At 50.4% G+C, this 15,963-nt stretch carries 12 protein-coding genes; 10 read left to right on the forward strand and 2 right to left on the reverse strand.

The window, feature by feature from the left end:
• The first annotated feature begins 54 nt into the window (after positions 1 to 54).
• From LCH85_06050 to LCH85_06095, 10 genes are all read left to right on the forward strand, one after another.
• The gene (locus tag LCH85_06050) at positions 55 to 2,073 is read left to right on the forward strand and encodes a hypothetical protein (protein MCA0351539.1); all 2,019 of its coding nucleotides are present in this window, start codon (positions 55 to 57) and stop codon (positions 2,071 to 2,073) included.
• Positions 2,070 to 2,984 (forward strand): endonuclease/exonuclease/phosphatase family protein, encoded by a 915-nt coding sequence (locus LCH85_06055; GenBank protein MCA0351540.1) that lies wholly within the window; start codon positions 2,070 to 2,072, stop codon positions 2,982 to 2,984. Before LCH85_06050 ends, LCH85_06055 begins: the two co-directional genes overlap by 4 nt.
• Before the next feature lie 292 nt (positions 2,985 to 3,276).
• Positions 3,277 to 5,415 carry an alpha-glucan family phosphorylase gene (gene glgP / locus LCH85_06060; GenBank protein ID MCA0351541.1) on the forward strand — a complete coding sequence of 713 codons (2,139 nt, stop codon included), beginning with the start codon at positions 3,277 to 3,279 and terminating at the stop codon, positions 5,413 to 5,415.
• 461 nt (positions 5,416 to 5,876) lie between these two features.
• Complete coding sequence (locus LCH85_06065; GenBank protein ID MCA0351542.1) at positions 5,877 to 7,202, forward strand: sugar ABC transporter substrate-binding protein; 1,326 nt, start codon at positions 5,877 to 5,879, stop codon at positions 7,200 to 7,202.
• A 62-nt stretch (positions 7,203 to 7,264) separates the two neighbouring features.
• Positions 7,265 to 8,209, forward strand: a complete 945-nt coding sequence (locus tag LCH85_06070; GenBank protein MCA0351543.1) for a sugar ABC transporter permease — start codon at positions 7,265 to 7,267, stop codon at positions 8,207 to 8,209.
• A 7-nt stretch (positions 8,210 to 8,216) separates the two neighbouring features.
• Positions 8,217 to 9,107, forward strand: coding sequence for a carbohydrate ABC transporter permease (locus tag LCH85_06075; GenBank protein ID MCA0351544.1), 891 nt, complete (start codon positions 8,217 to 8,219; stop codon positions 9,105 to 9,107).
• Positions 9,108 to 9,140: 33 nt separating this feature from the next.
• The gene (locus tag LCH85_06080) at positions 9,141 to 11,114 is read left to right on the forward strand and encodes an alpha-amylase (protein ID MCA0351545.1); all 1,974 of its coding nucleotides are present in this window, start codon (positions 9,141 to 9,143) and stop codon (positions 11,112 to 11,114) included.
• Between the two features lie 104 nt (positions 11,115 to 11,218).
• The gene (locus tag LCH85_06085; protein ID MCA0351546.1) at positions 11,219 to 13,402 is read left to right on the forward strand and encodes an immunoglobulin domain-containing protein; all 2,184 of its coding nucleotides are present in this window, start codon (positions 11,219 to 11,221) and stop codon (positions 13,400 to 13,402) included.
• Complete coding sequence (locus LCH85_06090; GenBank protein ID MCA0351547.1) at positions 13,402 to 14,196, forward strand: GNAT family N-acetyltransferase; 795 nt, start codon at positions 13,402 to 13,404, stop codon at positions 14,194 to 14,196. Before LCH85_06085 ends, LCH85_06090 begins: the two co-directional genes overlap by 1 nt.
• Before the next feature lie 26 nt (positions 14,197 to 14,222).
• Positions 14,223 to 14,822, forward strand: coding sequence for a biotin transporter BioY (locus LCH85_06095; protein MCA0351548.1), 600 nt, complete (start codon positions 14,223 to 14,225; stop codon positions 14,820 to 14,822).
• A 53-nt stretch (positions 14,823 to 14,875) separates the two neighbouring features.
• Here LCH85_06095 and LCH85_06100 read toward each other — a convergent pair whose 3' ends face one another.
• Both LCH85_06100 and LCH85_06105 read right to left on the reverse strand, forming a co-directional pair.
• Positions 14,876 to 15,124, reverse strand: a complete 249-nt coding sequence (locus LCH85_06100; GenBank protein MCA0351549.1) for a hypothetical protein — start codon at positions 15,122 to 15,124, stop codon at positions 14,876 to 14,878.
• 369 nt (positions 15,125 to 15,493) lie between these two features.
• Positions 15,494 to 15,886 (reverse strand): DUF779 domain-containing protein, encoded by a 393-nt coding sequence (locus tag LCH85_06105; protein ID MCA0351550.1) that lies wholly within the window; start codon positions 15,884 to 15,886, stop codon positions 15,494 to 15,496.
• Between the last annotated feature and the right edge of the window lie 77 nt (positions 15,887 to 15,963).

Consider the following 15,963-nt stretch of genomic DNA (forward strand, 5'->3'; position numbering starts at 1 on the left):
TAGTGTTTAACCTCTACTCAACTCCACAATCGCACTTTGCTTGGGGGAATCACAATGACTGCTTGTGGTGGTGCCCAGTTTTCGTGTAGCCAGCTTTTGCTACAATTGGTAATTTTTGGCTTGGCCAATGGCGCAATTATCGCCCTGAATGCGATCAGTGTGACGCTGGTGTATAGCGTTGTGCGCATGCTCAATTTTGCCCATGGCGATTTATTTTCCTTGCTCACGGTTTTGGCCGCTGAATCAATCGCGATTTTGGGCTTGCAAGTTGGCGCTTCATGGCTCTCGATTGGGCTGGGGTTGCTGGTAGTATTGGTTGTTTGCGCAGTGGTTGGGGCAGGCACAGGCCTGCTCATCGAACAAATTGGCTTTCGGCCTTTTCGCGGGGCTTCGCGTCTAGCCCCGTTGATGGCAACCCTTGGGATTTCATTTATGCTCTACCAAGCCGCTTTGTTTGTGCGTACCCTGACCAACGCCGTTATTCCAGGCGAACATCGCAGTGTGCCTGGCATTCCTGAAGTAGCCCGAATTAATGTGCCCGATCTGTTGCCGCATGGCAATTTGTTTGGCGATGCGGCGCTGATTTTACAAGGCAAAGATTTGATTGTACTGGCGGCAGCGGTGAGTGTGGCGCTGAGCGTGCATTGGCTATTGCAGCGCACCCGCTTTGGTTGGAAACTCCAAGCCAGCGCCGCCGACCCGACCATGGCCCAGTTGTGTGGCATCAACTACAGTGCAACGTTACGTCAAGTTTTTGCGCTTGGCGGTGCTTTGGCAGGCTTGGCGGCCTTGCTCTTTAGCCTGTATTACACTGCGCCCTACACCAATTATGGGGCACAAAGTGGCTTAATTGCCTTTACCGCAGCCTTGTTGGGTGGGGTTGGCAGGCCGCTGGGAGCATTACTGAGTAGCTTGGCTTTGGGCATTTTGGCGGCCTTCAGCGATTATTTTATCGCCGCCCAGTGGACTCCAGCGCTTACGCTTGGTTTGTTGGTTCTAATTGTGGTGCTGCGCCAACAACCAAAACTAGACGATAGCCCGATTAATTCAGCCTTGGCTGGAAGCGTCCAAGCAGTACGGCAAAATTGGCGTTGGCTGATCGTGCCAGCATTCTTGGCCTGTGTGCCGTTGCTAAATAGCTGGTTTGAATTAGGCATTCAAGTTGCTGCGATTCAGATCTTGATTTATGGTTTGCTGGCATTGGGATTAAACCTGATTGTTGGCTGGGGCGGCATGCTTGATTTAGGCTATGCTGCGCCGTTTGTGCTAGGCGCTTATTTGGTCGGCTTAATGAGCACGGGCTTGCATGGCGGTTGGCAAACATGGCTAAGCTCAGGCGAATTGGCAGGAATTTTACTGGTCTGTGGGATTGGCGGCAGCCTATTTGGCTGGCTAATTGGGCTTTTAGCAGCGCGGCTCGATAATGAACTGTTGGCAATTGTTACCTTTGCACTTGGCGTAATTGCTCAGCGCGTGTTGCAAAATTGGCGCAGCCTGACCAATGGCTCAAGCGGCATTTCGGGCGTGCCCAATCTGCAAATTTTTGGCTTAGATTTGGCTACGCCCAGCGCGACCTATTATGCAGTGTTAGCAATTACCTGTGGCGTTGGTATCTTGGGCTATAACTTGGTGCGTTCGCATTATGGGCGAGCTTTGGCGGCCTTGGCCAGCGATGAATTGGCAGCGGCCAGTGTTGGGGTTGCACCTGTGGCGCTCAAACGCTTGGCGTATGCTTGGGGTGGCGGCGTGGCGGCCTTGGCTGGTGGCCTGTTCGCAGTCAGTTTTAGCTATATTTCACCCACGTTGGCCGAATTTCGGGTTTCGGCAATTGCCTTAATTATTGTGGTTTTGGCGGGTTCGCGGCGAATTATTGCCCCGTTGATCGCCACATGTTTGGTGTTGGGCTACGATTTATTGCTGATTCCCAAGCTTGGCAAATTGTTTGATGATTTACGCGAGCAAACTGGCAATTGGCTGTGGAGCGCGATTAATCCGCGTGGCGCGAATTTTCTCAGTTTTGGTTTGATGCTCTATTTGACCGTATGGTATCGCGCACGAGCACGCCGCGCATGAGTTGGCCACGGCTTTGGTTAGGCTTATGGCTGCTTGGGCTAGGCCTGAGTTATAGCAACACGGTTGATCTACTGAGCGTGCTGCAACCATGGTTTTTTGCGCCAGCCCTGCCGTTATTGCTGTGGGCAATTCCGCAACGGCGGCGCTGGCTGAGTGTAATGGCAATCTTTATCGGTTTGATCTGGCTTTGGTTGTACGCTGAGCGTTGGTTACCTCAACCAAGACCAGATACAACGCCAGCCTTGCGCCTACTCAGTTGGAATGTAGCTGGTTGGAATTTAAACAGCGCTGATATTCTACGAGTGATCAATGATGAACAGCCCGATTTAATTGCCCTGCAAGAAGTTGATGTTGGCTTGGGTCAACCATTGCAAACAGCCTTAGCTAGCAAGTATCCATATGTTGAATTTCGCCCAGCGAGCGGCGCGGCGCAACCAGCCGATTTGGCCTTGTGGAGCAAATGGCCGTTTGAGTTAATTCAGCCATGTGCCTATTGGCAATGCTATCGGCGAGCCTATCGCGTGCAGCACCCGCAACAACCCTTAATTTTGGTGAATGTGCATATTGAGCATAGCCCGATTCGTTGGCTCAAGTTCGAGCGTGAGCGTGAAGACGCAGCGATTGGGCAAATGATCGCTGATTTTAGCCGCACAACCGAGCCATTGCTCTTGGCAGGCGATTTTAATACGGTCGAGCAACAGGCGGGCTATCTGGCATTGAACACGGTTTGGGGTGATAGTTGGCGCGAACACGGGGTGGGCATGGGTTTTAGCTGGCCGCAGCGATCGTGGCATCCGCCTGTGGTACGCATTGATTATATCTGGCACAACACAGCAATCCGGCCAATTCAGCTTGAAACAGGAGCTGGCGTATCCGATCATCGTTATTTGATTGGCGCATTTGATTTTTGATCCGCCAAGGATGGCATACGCAAGAATTTTAGCCACGAATTGCACGAATTACACAAATTATATGTTTATTTCTCTAGTCCAGTACTTATGCTCTGTGACTCTGCGTTAAAGCCTGATATCATTTATCCTTCATCCCTCATAATTCATCCTTTGAAAAACGGTTGCAACTCCCCCGCTTTTAAGCCATAATAGGCACTAACGTTCAGGCTCAAAACAAACAACGCGATGTTGCGACAGGCTTTTTCTGGCTGGCGGCATCGGTTTTTAATTAATCGTAGTACAAGGAGTTGCAATGAACGTTGCTGAATTACCACCGCTGTTTGCCCCACTACCCCAACGGATCAACCGACTCTATGAGTTGGCTTATAACCTTTGGTGGAGCTGGCAACCAGAAGCCCAAGCACTTTACCAAACGATTGATGCAACGTTGTGGGAGCGCACGGGCCATAATCCAGTAAAATTTTTGCGTGAAGTTAGCTTGGCTAGCCTCGAACAAAAAGCTCTTGATAGCAATTATGTAGCCCAGTATGATCGGGTAACGATCAAATTTGATCAGTATATGCGTGATGATCAAACTTGGTTTGCCCGCACCCATCCTGAGCTTAAAGATCAAACAATTGCCTATTTCTCGGCTGAATTTGGCATTCATGAATCATTGCCAATTTACTCTGGCGGCTTGGGCATTTTGTCGGGCGACCATTGTAAAGAAGCTAGCGATATTGGTTTGCCATTTGTTGGGGTCGGCTTTTTATACCCTCAAGGCTATTTTCGCCAATTCATCAATAGCGAAGGCACTCAAGAAGCGCTCTACGAACGCTTGAATTTTGCCGAGTTGCCAGCCTTGGTTGTGCGCAACAGTGATGGCAGCGAATTACGCGTGAGCGTGGATCTACCTGGGCGCATGGTGTTTGTCAAAGTTTGGCGCTTCCAAGTTGGCCGCATCACCCTGCTGCTGATGGATACCGACGTTGACGAAAATCGCCCTGAAGATCGCGAATTGTCAGCCCGCTTGTACGGCGGCGATCAATGGTTGCGGGTCGCTCAAGAAATTATCTTGGGGATTGCTGGCGTGCGAGTGTTACGTGCCCTCAACATCAACCCAACCGTTTGGCACATGAATGAAGGTCACTCAGCATTCTTGGGCTTAGAATTGTTGCGCGAACGGGTACAACGCGGCGAAAACCTTGAGCATGCTGTCAGTGAAGTGCGCAAACGCTCAGTCTTTACCACCCATACCCCAGTGCCTGCTGGTAACGATGCCTTCCCACTCGATCTGATCGATCAATTCTTCCACAACTACTGGCCACAATTGGGCATTGATCGCGACACCTTTATGAATATTGCCTTGCAGCAACAAAGCTGGGGGCCAACCTTCAGCATGACCGTGCTAGCATTGCGCTTATCGGAATATCATAATGGCGTGAGCGAATTGCACGGCGCTGTAGCCCGTCAAATGTGGCAATTCCTGTATCCAGGCAAATCAGTTGACGAAGTGCCAATTGGCCATGTGACCAACGGCGTGCACTCGGATACGTGGCTTGCTCCAGCTATGGCCAATATGTACGATTCAGTGCTTGGGGCTGGTTGGCGCGAAGTTATGGATGACCCTAAAACATGGGACCGCATCACGACGATGCCCGATGAAGTGCTTTGGGGCGTACACTCAGGCCAAAAGCACGATTTGGCTCGCTTTATTCGCGAACGCGCTTGGCAACGCCAACGTCGTTTAGGCTATCATCGCGACGATGCAATTAGCGGCGATGTGAACCCCAACGCGTTGTTGATTGGCTTTGCCCGCCGATTTGCCACCTACAAACGCGCAACCTTGATTTTCCGCGATTTGGATCGGATCAAGCGGATTTTGAACAACGCTGAGCGTCCAGTTCAAATTATTTTCGCTGGTAAATCGCACCCAGCCGATGAGCCAGGCAAGAGCTTTATTCGCGCCGTTTACAACATGGCTCGCGACCCTGAGTTGCGTGGCAAGATCTTCTTTATCGAAGAATATGATATTAACGTTGGCCGCCATTTGGTGCAAAGCGTTGACGTATGGTTGAACAACCCACGCCGACCCTTGGAAGCATCGGGAACCAGCGGCGAAAAAGCTGGCATGAACGGTGTGCCAAACCTAAGCGTGCTTGACGGCTGGTGGCGCGAAGCCTACAACGGCAAGAACGGTTGGGCGATTGGGCGCGAAGCTGGCTACGACGATCTTGAACAACAAGATGTTGACGATGCTGAATCGTTGTATAGCTTGTTGGAAAACGAAGTTATTCCATCGTTCTATGATCGCGATGCCAATGGCTTGCCCCACAAGTGGATTGCAACCATGAAAGAATCGATTCGCACGGTTGCCCCGGAATTTAGCTTCCGTCGCATGCTCAAAGATTACGTAGCCCAATACTACGTGCCAGGCATGCAAGCCGAATAAGCCGCCGTTGTAGCGTGAGCCTGTGCTACAGTAGCGCTTTTTTGGCTTTCAAACAATGTTTGTCAGTCAAACAAACGAGCAAGGTTTTGAAAAAGCGCAAAATCTTGCTCGTTTGGCATTTTTAGCCCTAAACTTCGTTCGCCTGCCGATCTTTCAAGCTTGAAAACTCCCCCTTGACAATGATCTACTTTTGGCGTATTGTAATGGAAACGCTTCCATTACTTCAAATACTCAATCAAGGCCAGAATCACCAGTGTTGGCCGTCAAGTGACCGTTATTCCTGTTTGCCTATAGCTCTAAATGCCTTCCCAGTGCGGGATTTTTTTATCATAATAATGGAAACGTTTTCATGCAAAATTGACGTATGATATAGGAGGATTGCTCGCCGCTGCCAACCTGCCTCATCCACCCAATTTCGCTGTTAGCTTGACGTTTGGTTTAATCAATGAGGATACACCACTATGCAACGACCATGGATTCGCTCGTTTACCTTGCTGATCGGCTTAATTTTGGCGGCATGTGGCGAGGCGGCTACGCCAACCACGCCCCCGACCAACCCAACTGCGGCAACTGGCGCTAGCAGTGCGGCTAGTGGCACGGTCACGCTGTGGTTTCACTCCGGCCAAGGCGCTGAACGCGATGCTTTGAACGCAACGCTTCAAGCATTTGCAGCCAACAACTCAGCGATCAAAGTCGAAGCAATCGAATTGCCCGAAGGCGCGTATAACGATCAAGTCAATGCTGCTGCCTTGGCTGGCGAATTGCCCTGCTTGCTCGATTTTGATGGCCCATTTGTCTATAACTATGCATGGTCGGGCTATTTGCAACCCTTGGATAGTTTGATCGCTGCCGATGTCAAAGCCGATTTCCTGCCTTCAATCATTCAACAAGGAACCTACAATGGCAAATTGTATAGCCTTGGGCAGTTCGATTCGGGCTTAGGCTTCTATGGGAATAAAGAGTTGTTGGAAAAAGCTGGGGTGCGCATTCCAACTTTGACCCAACCATGGACTCGCGCTGAGCTTGACGAGGCCTTGAGCAAACTCAAAGCCAATGGCTTGGACTATCCGCTCGAATTGAAAATGAACTATGGCCGTGGCGAATGGTTTAGTTATGGCTTTTCACCTTTCTTGCAATCATTCGGCGGCGATTTGATCGATCGTTCAACGTATCAAAAAGCTAGTGGCACTTTGAATAGCGCGGCTTCGGTCGAAGCAATGAAGTGGTTCCAAGGTCTCTTCACCAATGGCTATGTTAATCCTAAGCCTGCTGGCGACACCGATTTCGCTGAAGGTAAAGCAGCTTTGAGCTGGGTTGGTCACTGGGCCTACCCCGATTATGCCAAAGCCTTGGGCGATAAATTGTTGGTGCTGCCTGCCGCCGATTTGGGCAAGGGCGCAAAAACGGGTATGGGTTCGTGGAATTGGGGGATTACCAGCAAGTGTGCTAATCCTGCTGCTGCCGCTGAAGTGCTTTCGTTCATCGTCTCGCCCGAAGAAGTGCTGCGCATGAGCGATGCCAATGGCGCTGTGCCCGCTCGTACTTCAGCAATTGCCAAATCCAAATTGTTTGGTGATGGCGCTCCGCTGAACCTTTATGTGCAGCAGTTGACCAGCGGTGTTGCCGTGCCCCGCCCAATTACTCCAGCCTACCCAGTCATTACCACAGCTTTTGCCGAAGCCGTCGATAACATTGTGGCCGGAGCCGATGTGCAAGCTGAGTTGGATAAAGCGGCCCAAAAGATTGATGCCGATATTGAAGATAATCAAGGCTATCCCGTGAAGTAACTGTTGATCAACCACCAAGCCGTTGGTTTCAGCGGCTTGGTGCTTCACAAGGAGTGTGTCTGATGGCTATTTCAAAATCGCAAACCGCTAGCGCCAAACCCACCACCAGCCGCCCAATGCTTAGTTGGAAACGCCGCGAACAACGGGTCGCTTGGGCGTTTGTGGCTCCGGCACTGCTGTTGCTGCTGATCTTTTTGATCGCGCCCTTTGGTTTGGCGTTTTATCTTTCGCTGACCGACCAACGCCTCGTGCCCAACCCCAACTTGCCAACGCGCTTTGTTGGCCTCAAACATTATCTGGCAATGTGGCAAGATGCGACCTTTGTCCGCGCTTTGCTGAACAATTTCTTGTTTGTGGCGGTAGTTGTGCCAGTTCAAACCAGTTTTGCCTTATTTCTGGCAGTTTTGGTCAACCAAAAAATCAAAGCAATCAACGTTTTTCGCACAATCTACTTTATTCCAGTTGTCACCATTATGGCGATTGTGGCGGTCGTTTGGACATTTCTCTACAATCCTGATCAGGGCATTATCAACAAATTTATCCAGACGATCAGTTTTGGTCAACTTGGCCCGTATCGCTGGCTGGAAGATCCTAAATTAGCCTTTCCAGCGATTATGTTGATGTCGATCTGGCAGGGCGTTGGCTTTCAGATGGTGATTTATCTGGCGGGCTTGCAAGAAATTCCTGGCGAATTATACGAAGCAGCTCAGTTGGATGGAGCCAGTGCTTGGCAACAGTTTCGCTTTGTCACCCTGCCCCAATTGCGCAACACCTCAATTTTTGTGGTGATCTCAACCACAATTATGGCCTTCAAGCTGTTCGATCAAGTTGAGATTATGACCAAGGGCGGCCCTAACGATGCCACTGTCACTGCCATGTTGCATATTGTCAACAGCGGGTTTCGCACCCAAAAAGTTGGCTATGCCTCGGCACTTTCGGTAGTGTTTTTCGTGATTGTGTTGCTGATCTCGCTGGGCCAACGAATTTTTACCCGCTCAGAAAGGTAGGTTAATCATGCAACGTCCTGCAATTGAACCAACCAAGCGCTGGCAGCAAAGCTCGCGTAGATTCGGAATCTACCTGCTGATGACGGGAATCGCGCTGTTTACCCTGTTTCCCATCCTATTTATGTTGGTCACGGCGATCAAAGCCGATGAATCGCAGATTTTGCGTGAAATGAGCACATTTGCGGCATTTTTGCCAACTGGTGAGCTTTCGCTGCAAAACTTTCGCGATGTTTTTGAGCGCGTGCCATTTGCCCAATATCTAATCAATTCGGTAATTATCGCCTTGTCAATCGTGATCTGTGGGCTATTTGTCAATAGCTTGATTGCCTATGCTTTGGCTCGTATGCAATTTCGCGGCCAAAAATTGCTCTTGGCAATCGTCGTGGCATTGATTATCATTCCATTTCAGGCAGTTGCCGTGCCTTTGCTGCTGATCGTCAATCAGTTGCCATGGTTTGATGGCCGCATGACCTGGCTCGATAGCTATCATGTGCAGATCATTCCATTTATTGCCGATGCTTTTTCGATTTTCCTGTTCTACCAGTTTTTCCTGAATATTCCCAAGGATATTGAGGAAGCGGCCTTGGTCGATGGAGCCAGCCGTTTTCGGATGTATTCGCAGATCATTGTGCCACTTTCACGCCCAGTTTTTGCGACCGTCGCCATTCTGCAATTTCTGACCCACTGGGGCGATTTCTTGTGGCCATTGATGGTGGTACGTGATCCAGCGGTGCGGCCATTGACGGTTGGTATGCAAGCCTTTTTTGGCCAAATGCCACGCCAATGGGGCGATATTATGGCCTTCGCCACGATGGTAACGCTACCAGTGCTGATTATTTTCCTGCTGTTCCAAAAATGGTTTGTCCAATCGGTGGCCTCATCAGGGGTCAAGGGCTAAACTAGCGTTATAGGCAGTATGAGGAGTGTGGTTATGCAACCACTCACAGTTCAAACAATGCATTTGCCCAATCCAACCACGTTCGACAATTTGCTCGATCAACTGATCACGAATCCGCGTGATCGCGATATTTTTCGCTTGCGCATGCAACGCCACTTTGGCGATTGCTTAGAAGCGCTAGGCGCATTGTATGCCCTGCATCCAGCTTGGACACAGTTGTTGGAGCAATTGCCCGAACGTTTGATTACTGCCTATGCCCAACGCCGCGATGCCCTGAAAATTCACGATTTAGCTCGCGAAATCCAGCCCGATTGGTTTGCTGAGGCCAAGATGGTTGGCGGCATTTACTATGTTGATTGCTTGGCAGGCACGTTGCGCGGGGTGATTGAGCATATTGATTATTTGCAGGAACTGGGTTTGACCTATGTGCATCTGATGCCGCTATTACAGCCACGCCATGGCCCCAACGATGGCGGTTATGCGGTGCTCGATTATCGCTCGATTGATCAACGGCTTGGTAATGTGGCCGATTTTATCGAATTAAGCGATTTGCTCCGCGCCAACGGCATCAGCTTATGCATTGATGTGGTGGTGAATCACACTGCCAAAGAGCATGAATGGGCAGTTAAGGCTCGTGCCGGTGACGCTCAATATTTGGATTATTATCTGAGTTTTGCCGATCGCAGTTTGCCTGATGCCTATGAACAACATTTACCCGAAGTGTTTCCTGATTTTGCGCCTGGTAATTTTACCTGGTATGCCGAGCTGGGCGAGCATGGTCGTTGGGTTTGGACGACCTTCAACGAATTTCAATGGGATTTGAATTATACCAACCCCATGGTTTGGCTGGAGATGCTGGATATTTTGCTGTATCTCGCCAATTTAGGCGTTGATGTCTTGCGCTTGGATGCTGTACCGTTTATGTGGAAACGCCTCAGCACGAATTGCCAAAATCAGCCCGAAGTGCTCGATCTATTGCAAGCGTGGCGAGCAGCCATGCGAATCGTCTGTCCAGCGACAATTTTCAAGGCCGAGGCAATTGTGGCCCCCGACGATTTGGTGCAATATTTGGGCTTGGGGCGGCGCACAGGCAAGCTTTGCGAAATTGCCTACCATAATTCGCTGATGGTGTTGTTGTGGAGTGCCTTGGCCTCGCAACGCGCCGATCTGTTGACCCAATCGTTGCTGAACATGCCCGCAACGCCCAGCAATGCCGCTTGGATTACCTATGTGCGCTGCCACGATGATATTGGCTGGGCTGTGACCGACCACAATGCAGCCTTGGTTGGCGAAGATGGGCCATTGCATCGCCAATTTTTGAGTGCTTGGTATAGCGGCGAATTTGCTGGTAGTTTTGCACGGGGCGAGGTGTTTCAATACAACCCGCTCACCAACGATCGCCGAATTAGCGGCATGACTGCCTCGTTGGCTGGGCTAGAGCAAGCCTTGGAGACCGCCGATCCAACAGCGATTGAATTGGCGATTCGCCGGATCGCGTTGCTCTACGCCGTTATTTTTAGTTTTGGTGGCATTCCATTGATCTATATGGGCGATGAATTGGGTATGCTCAATGATCACAGCTACCTGCAGGACCCTACCAAAGCCAACGATAACCGCTGGTTGCATCGCCCAGCCATGGATTGGTGCTTGGCGGCCCAACGCCATGATCCAACTACGATTGCTGGGCGCTTATGGCAAGTGTTACGCCATTTGATTCAGGTGCGCCAACATACTCCAGCCTTGCATAGCGCAGGCCAAACCTTGCCAATCTGGACACAGCAACGCCATGTTTTAGGGGTGGTTCGAGTTCACCCATTGGGGCGAATTTTAATTCTTGGAAACCTTTCCGCAAAGCCGCAGCGGGTTAGTTTAGCGGTTATCCAACAGGCAGGCCTCGTTGGACGCTTATATGATTTGTTGGATGAAAAAGAACTTAATATTGATACTGAAAGCCATGAAATCGTACTTGATAGTTACCAATGCTGCTGGCTTAGTACCCAAGCTTAAACTTTCTCAAATCAAAAGATTAAGCTTCCGGTAACGATTGCAGTCCTCAATTGGATCAAGTATAGTTGCGCTATCCCTGTTCTTTTTTCAGAAGGAGCGCAACGATGCGAAATGTTCAATTACGCATGCTCTTGCTTGTTGGGCTATTGGCGGGCTTGAGCACTGGGGTCTGGCTGCGACGACCAGCGGCCTATGCCGTGCCTAGCGCTACCAGCCAAACCCTACCGCCACCAGCGCGGGTCGCGGTGACAACTCGTAGTTTCAACAACGCTCGCACTGGCACAACCGCCGCCGAGCAACTACTAGCCCCAACCAATGTTATGTCTACCACCTTTGGTAAATTGTTCAGCCGCACAGTTGACGGCCAGATCTACGCTCAACCGTTGTATGTGCCCGATTTGAACATGCCCGGGGTTGGCACTCGCAACGTCGTATTTGTTGCAACTCAAAAAAACAACGTTTACGCCTTCGATGCTGACGATCCAGCGATGAGCCAGCCATTGTGGTCGCTCAACCTTGGGCCATACGCGATTAGCAATTTAAAAGAATTTGGCACGCGCTATAATGGCGGCGTGTACCAAGATATCAAGCCCTACGTTGGGATTACCGGCTCGCCAGTGATCGATCCGGCCACCAACACGCTCTATGTTGTACCATTTATCCGCCTAGGAGCCTATCAATATCAACATCGTATGATTGCGATTAATATTTTGGATGGCACACTTATTCAATCCACCACGATCCAAGGCTCAGTGCCAGGTGATGGCAACGATGCTAATCCCAATGATGGAATTGTCGTATTCGATAGCCGCCAGCATTTGCAACGTTCTTCATTGCTGCTTGACGGCAATCGGGTGTATGTGGCATTTGCTGGCTATGCCGACACCGATCCTTACCATGGTTGGGTCTTTGGCTACAACAAAACGACCCTGCAACAAGAATTGATCTACAACACAACGCCGCAAAAAGAAGTTACTTCGCAGCCCAACGCCGCCAATGATGGCGAAGGTGGTATCTGGATGAGCGGGCAAGGCCTTACCAGCGATGGTCAAGGCAATTTGTATCTTTCGATTGGCAACGGCAGTTGGAACGCCAATTTGCCCAATGGCCGCGATTATGGCTCGTCGGTCAACAAATTGAATGTCACTAATCCACTCTCGCCAACCGTTGAAACATGGTTTACGCCTTACGATTATAAAACCCTCAACACCAACGACACCGACCTAGGCACAACTGGCGCGGTCTTAATTCCCAATACCAATGTGATGATCGCTGGCAGTAAGGGCGGCAAAATCTATGTCTTCAATCGCAATGATATGGGTGGTCTAGGGGTTCAGCAAGGCACAACTGGCTTTGATAAAACTGTGCCCGGCAAGTTCTATCAAAGCTTCAAACCCCATGGTGGCTCGGGCTTTCGTGGAATTTTTGGCACACCAGTGGTTTGGGCAGCTGGTGGGGCAACCGGCACTCGCATGTTTGTTTGGCCAGTCAATTCGCCGTTGAAAGCTTTTCAATTTAGCACGACGCAGCCATTGACCCCAAGTTTTAATACCACGCCTGTAGCCACCAGCACCTTGCAAACCGTGACGATGCCTGGTGGTGTGATGTCGTTATCGTGGAATGGCAGCAACGCCAATACCGGAATCGTTTGGGCAACCCACTCGACTGGCGGCAGCGCCAATACCACCACCCAGCCCGGGGTTATTCATGCCTATAACGCCTTGACCTTGCAAGAAACCTGGAATAGCAACCAAAACGCTACCCGCGACGCGATGGGCAATTTGGCCAAATTCAATACCCCATTAATTGCTGATGGTAAAGTCATCGTTGGCACATTCTCAGTCGATAGCATCACCAACACCGATAAATTGGTGGTGTATGGTCATTTAGCTCCGCGAATTGTGCGCGAACCAGTTGATACTACGGTTGCTTTTGGCCAAAATGCTAGCGTCAATGTAACCGCAACTGGCGCGGCAAATCTCAGTTATCAATGGTATCGTGGCACAACTGGCGACACCAGTAACCCAATCAGTGGTGCAACAATGCCAAGTTTAACCTTGACCAATGTCCAAACCAATAGCCAAGTTTGGGTGCGCGTCGCCAATCAGCAAGGCAATGTAAATAGCATTACCGCTAGCGTGATGGTGACCAATATTCCAACCAACACGCCGACAATTACGCCAACACCGAGCAACACACCGACCCCCAGCAATACCCCAACGCCAAGCAACACGCCAGTTGTTAGCCAATGGAAGGTTTGGTTACCAATGGCAATGCGAGGTCAATAATGCTGATTGATCGTCAACTAGCGGCCCAACTTGAGGCTGCTGATGCGCATAATTTGCGTCAATATACCGCTGCGGTAGCCAACATTGTGCCTACAAGCCAGGCAACCTGGGCGCAGATTGGCGATGCAACAGCTTGCTACACTGGCCCCGACTTACCGATTAATCGGGCGGTTGGGGCTGGCAGCCAACAGCCTTGGGATGCACAACAATTTGCTGCATTAGAAGATTTTTATCGGCAACGTCAACTAGCAGTTAGCCTCGAACTAACCCCATTCAGCGATCCGAGTCTGTCAACACTGTTGAGCCAGCGCAATTACCGAATTATTCGTTGGTGGAGTGTGCTAGCCTTTGACATGCTGCGTTATACCCCTTTTAGCCCAAGTAGTGTACAATCGCGGATGATCGCACCTGAACAGCCCGAACTATGGGTTGAAGCTATGACCAACCATGGCCAAAGTAGCCCGATGGGCATCACGATGGCCAGGGCTGCCGCCGCCCGATCGGATAGCCAGCTTTTTGGAGCGTGGCTTGAAGATCAACTGATTGGTTGTGGCGCATTAAGCATTAATGCCGAAGTTGCCACGCTGTTTTCAACCTTTGTCAAGCCAGATTGGCGACGGCGCGGAGCACAAACCAGCCTGATTGCAGCACGTTTAGCTTATGCTCAGGCCCAAGGTTGTCGTTGGGCAACCGTGCTAACCATTAGTGGGAGCGATTCGCAACGGATTGTAACGCGAGCTGGTTTTGAGCTTGCCTACAATAAAGTGACGCTAGAAGAGCAACGAGGATCGTAGACAATCTATCTAGGAGGAAGCTGCACATGTATCGTGTGGAATCGGTAGCGGAACGACAAACCTTGGCCGACCTGATTCGTGGCAAATCACTGGGTCGTGATCTTGCGCTGATTATCGGGTTTAGTTTGTTTGTTGCCCTCACCGCTCAAATTGCTATTCCGTTGCCTTGGACTCCCGTGCCAATTACGGGCCAGACCTTGGGGGTGTTGCTGACGGGGGCGATTTTGGGGCCACGTCGTGGCGCTTTGGCGATTTTGCTTTATCTGGTCGAGGGCTTGGCTGGAATGCCTGTCTTTGCTGGCATGACCAGCGGCTTGGCTAAATTGCTCGGCCCAACTGGTGGGTATCTCCTGTCGTGGCCATTGGCCGCAGCTTTGGTGGGCTGGTTGGCTCAACGTGGCTGGGATCGGCGGATTCCAACCGCTTTGGCGATGTTTTGTTTTGGCAATATCTTGATCTACGCGATCGGTGCATCGTGGCTAAACATCTACAAAGATACGTTTGGTCAAATCAGCGTGATGTGGGCGGGGGTTTATCCCTTCTTGCCTGGTGATGCTTTGAAGATTGTGATTGCGGCCTTGGTATTACCTGGGGCGTGGGCGCTATTCGGGCGCAACGAACGCTAAACTTGTTTGGCTAAACCACAACACGGCTGAAATTGCTTCAGCCGTGTTGGCATTTAACCGCGTCGGAACATGCCGAAGAAACTGCTTTTTGGTTGGAGCTTGTGCATCAGCATCAGCCGATATTGGCCCCAATCGCCTGGATCACGCTCGATCCGCAAATCGTAGTGATGATTGATAAAGACTGGACCATATTCGTTGTTGGCCGATTGGGATAAGCCGCGTTTTGTGCCTTCCTCTTTAAGTCGCTCGACAAGTGGTGCAAGCTCTACGCCTTGCATCAAGATTTCACGCTTCACGTTCATCTCAGTAACTCCTTGGGTATGTAGATATCGTTGAATTAATAATGTCATGTGGGTTTTATCCTATCATGCTGTGCAAGAGCTATGCCATAAGCCATGTGTCCTACACAACGATAGGGCGTAGTAGAAAGGAGGAATTATGAGGGAGGAAAGCTGAAGTTTTAACCACGAAGGACACGAAGAGGCACGAAGGGAGCTGATTAACGACTGGTTTTGTAGGAGCTAAATCGATTCAGACAGCTGTAGGAATATGATCTGGGTAATCTGTGGCTAAAAATGGCCTTGGCGTTCTTCGCGCTCTTCGCGGTTCCAATCCTTTGTGCCCTTCATGGATCAAAAATCTGGCTTAATCCCTATGTTCTATGCTCTATTTTATGCATGTTGTTGGCCACGCAAGGGTGGCCCAGCAGCTTGCAATTCGGAATATTCGGCATCGCTAAATACTCGTGAACGAGTTAAAAAGCGCAAGCCTTCAGGCGCTTCGACCGAAAAGCCGCTACCACGACCTTTGACCACATCGATGATTAATTGGGTATGTTGCCAATATTCAAATTGCGGCCCGCTGATATAAAATGGGCAGCCTGCAATCTCGCCAAGATACACATCGTACTGACCGATTCGAAATTCTTGGCGGGGGTAGCACATTGGGGCACTGCCATCGCAGCAGCCACCCGATTGATGAAATAATAATGGGCCATGCAATTGGCTGAGTTTAGCAACCAAGGCTTCAGTTTGTTCGGTTGCCAGCACACGTTCAACCGTCATGATCCAACTCCTTGTTGAGATAAAAACACTACCGCAAGCAGCAAACCTGCGGTAGTGTGACGTTTGGAAGCACCAAT

The organism is Chloroflexota bacterium (assembly GCA_020161265.1).
GTDB lineage: Bacteria > Chloroflexota > Chloroflexia > Chloroflexales > Herpetosiphonaceae > Herpetosiphon.

What these genes read in the sequence shown, in the direction of transcription:
- LCH85_06050 (MCA0351539.1), top strand. Translation starts at nt 55, where the DNA reads ATGACTGCTTGTGGTGGTGCCCAGTTTTCGTGTAGCCAGCTTTTGCTA.
- LCH85_06055 (MCA0351540.1), top strand. Translation starts at nt 2,070, where the DNA reads ATGAGTTGGCCACGGCTTTGGTTAGGCTTATGGCTGCTTGGGCTAGGC.
- glgP (MCA0351541.1), top strand. Translation starts at nt 3,277, where the DNA reads ATGAACGTTGCTGAATTACCACCGCTGTTTGCCCCACTACCCCAACGG.
- LCH85_06065 (MCA0351542.1), top strand. Translation starts at nt 5,877, where the DNA reads ATGCAACGACCATGGATTCGCTCGTTTACCTTGCTGATCGGCTTAATT.
- LCH85_06070 (MCA0351543.1), top strand. Translation starts at nt 7,265, where the DNA reads ATGGCTATTTCAAAATCGCAAACCGCTAGCGCCAAACCCACCACCAGC.
- LCH85_06075 (MCA0351544.1), top strand. Translation starts at nt 8,217, where the DNA reads ATGCAACGTCCTGCAATTGAACCAACCAAGCGCTGGCAGCAAAGCTCG.
- LCH85_06080 (MCA0351545.1), top strand. Translation starts at nt 9,141, where the DNA reads ATGCAACCACTCACAGTTCAAACAATGCATTTGCCCAATCCAACCACG.
- LCH85_06085 (MCA0351546.1), top strand. Translation starts at nt 11,219, where the DNA reads ATGCGAAATGTTCAATTACGCATGCTCTTGCTTGTTGGGCTATTGGCG.
- LCH85_06090 (MCA0351547.1), top strand. Translation starts at nt 13,402, where the DNA reads ATGCTGATTGATCGTCAACTAGCGGCCCAACTTGAGGCTGCTGATGCG.
- LCH85_06095 (MCA0351548.1), top strand. Translation starts at nt 14,223, where the DNA reads ATGTATCGTGTGGAATCGGTAGCGGAACGACAAACCTTGGCCGACCTG.
- LCH85_06100 (MCA0351549.1), bottom strand. Translation starts at nt 15,124, where the DNA reads ATGAACGTGAAGCGTGAAATCTTGATGCAAGGCGTAGAGCTTGCACCA.
- LCH85_06105 (MCA0351550.1), bottom strand. Translation starts at nt 15,886, where the DNA reads ATGACGGTTGAACGTGTGCTGGCAACCGAACAAACTGAAGCCTTGGTT.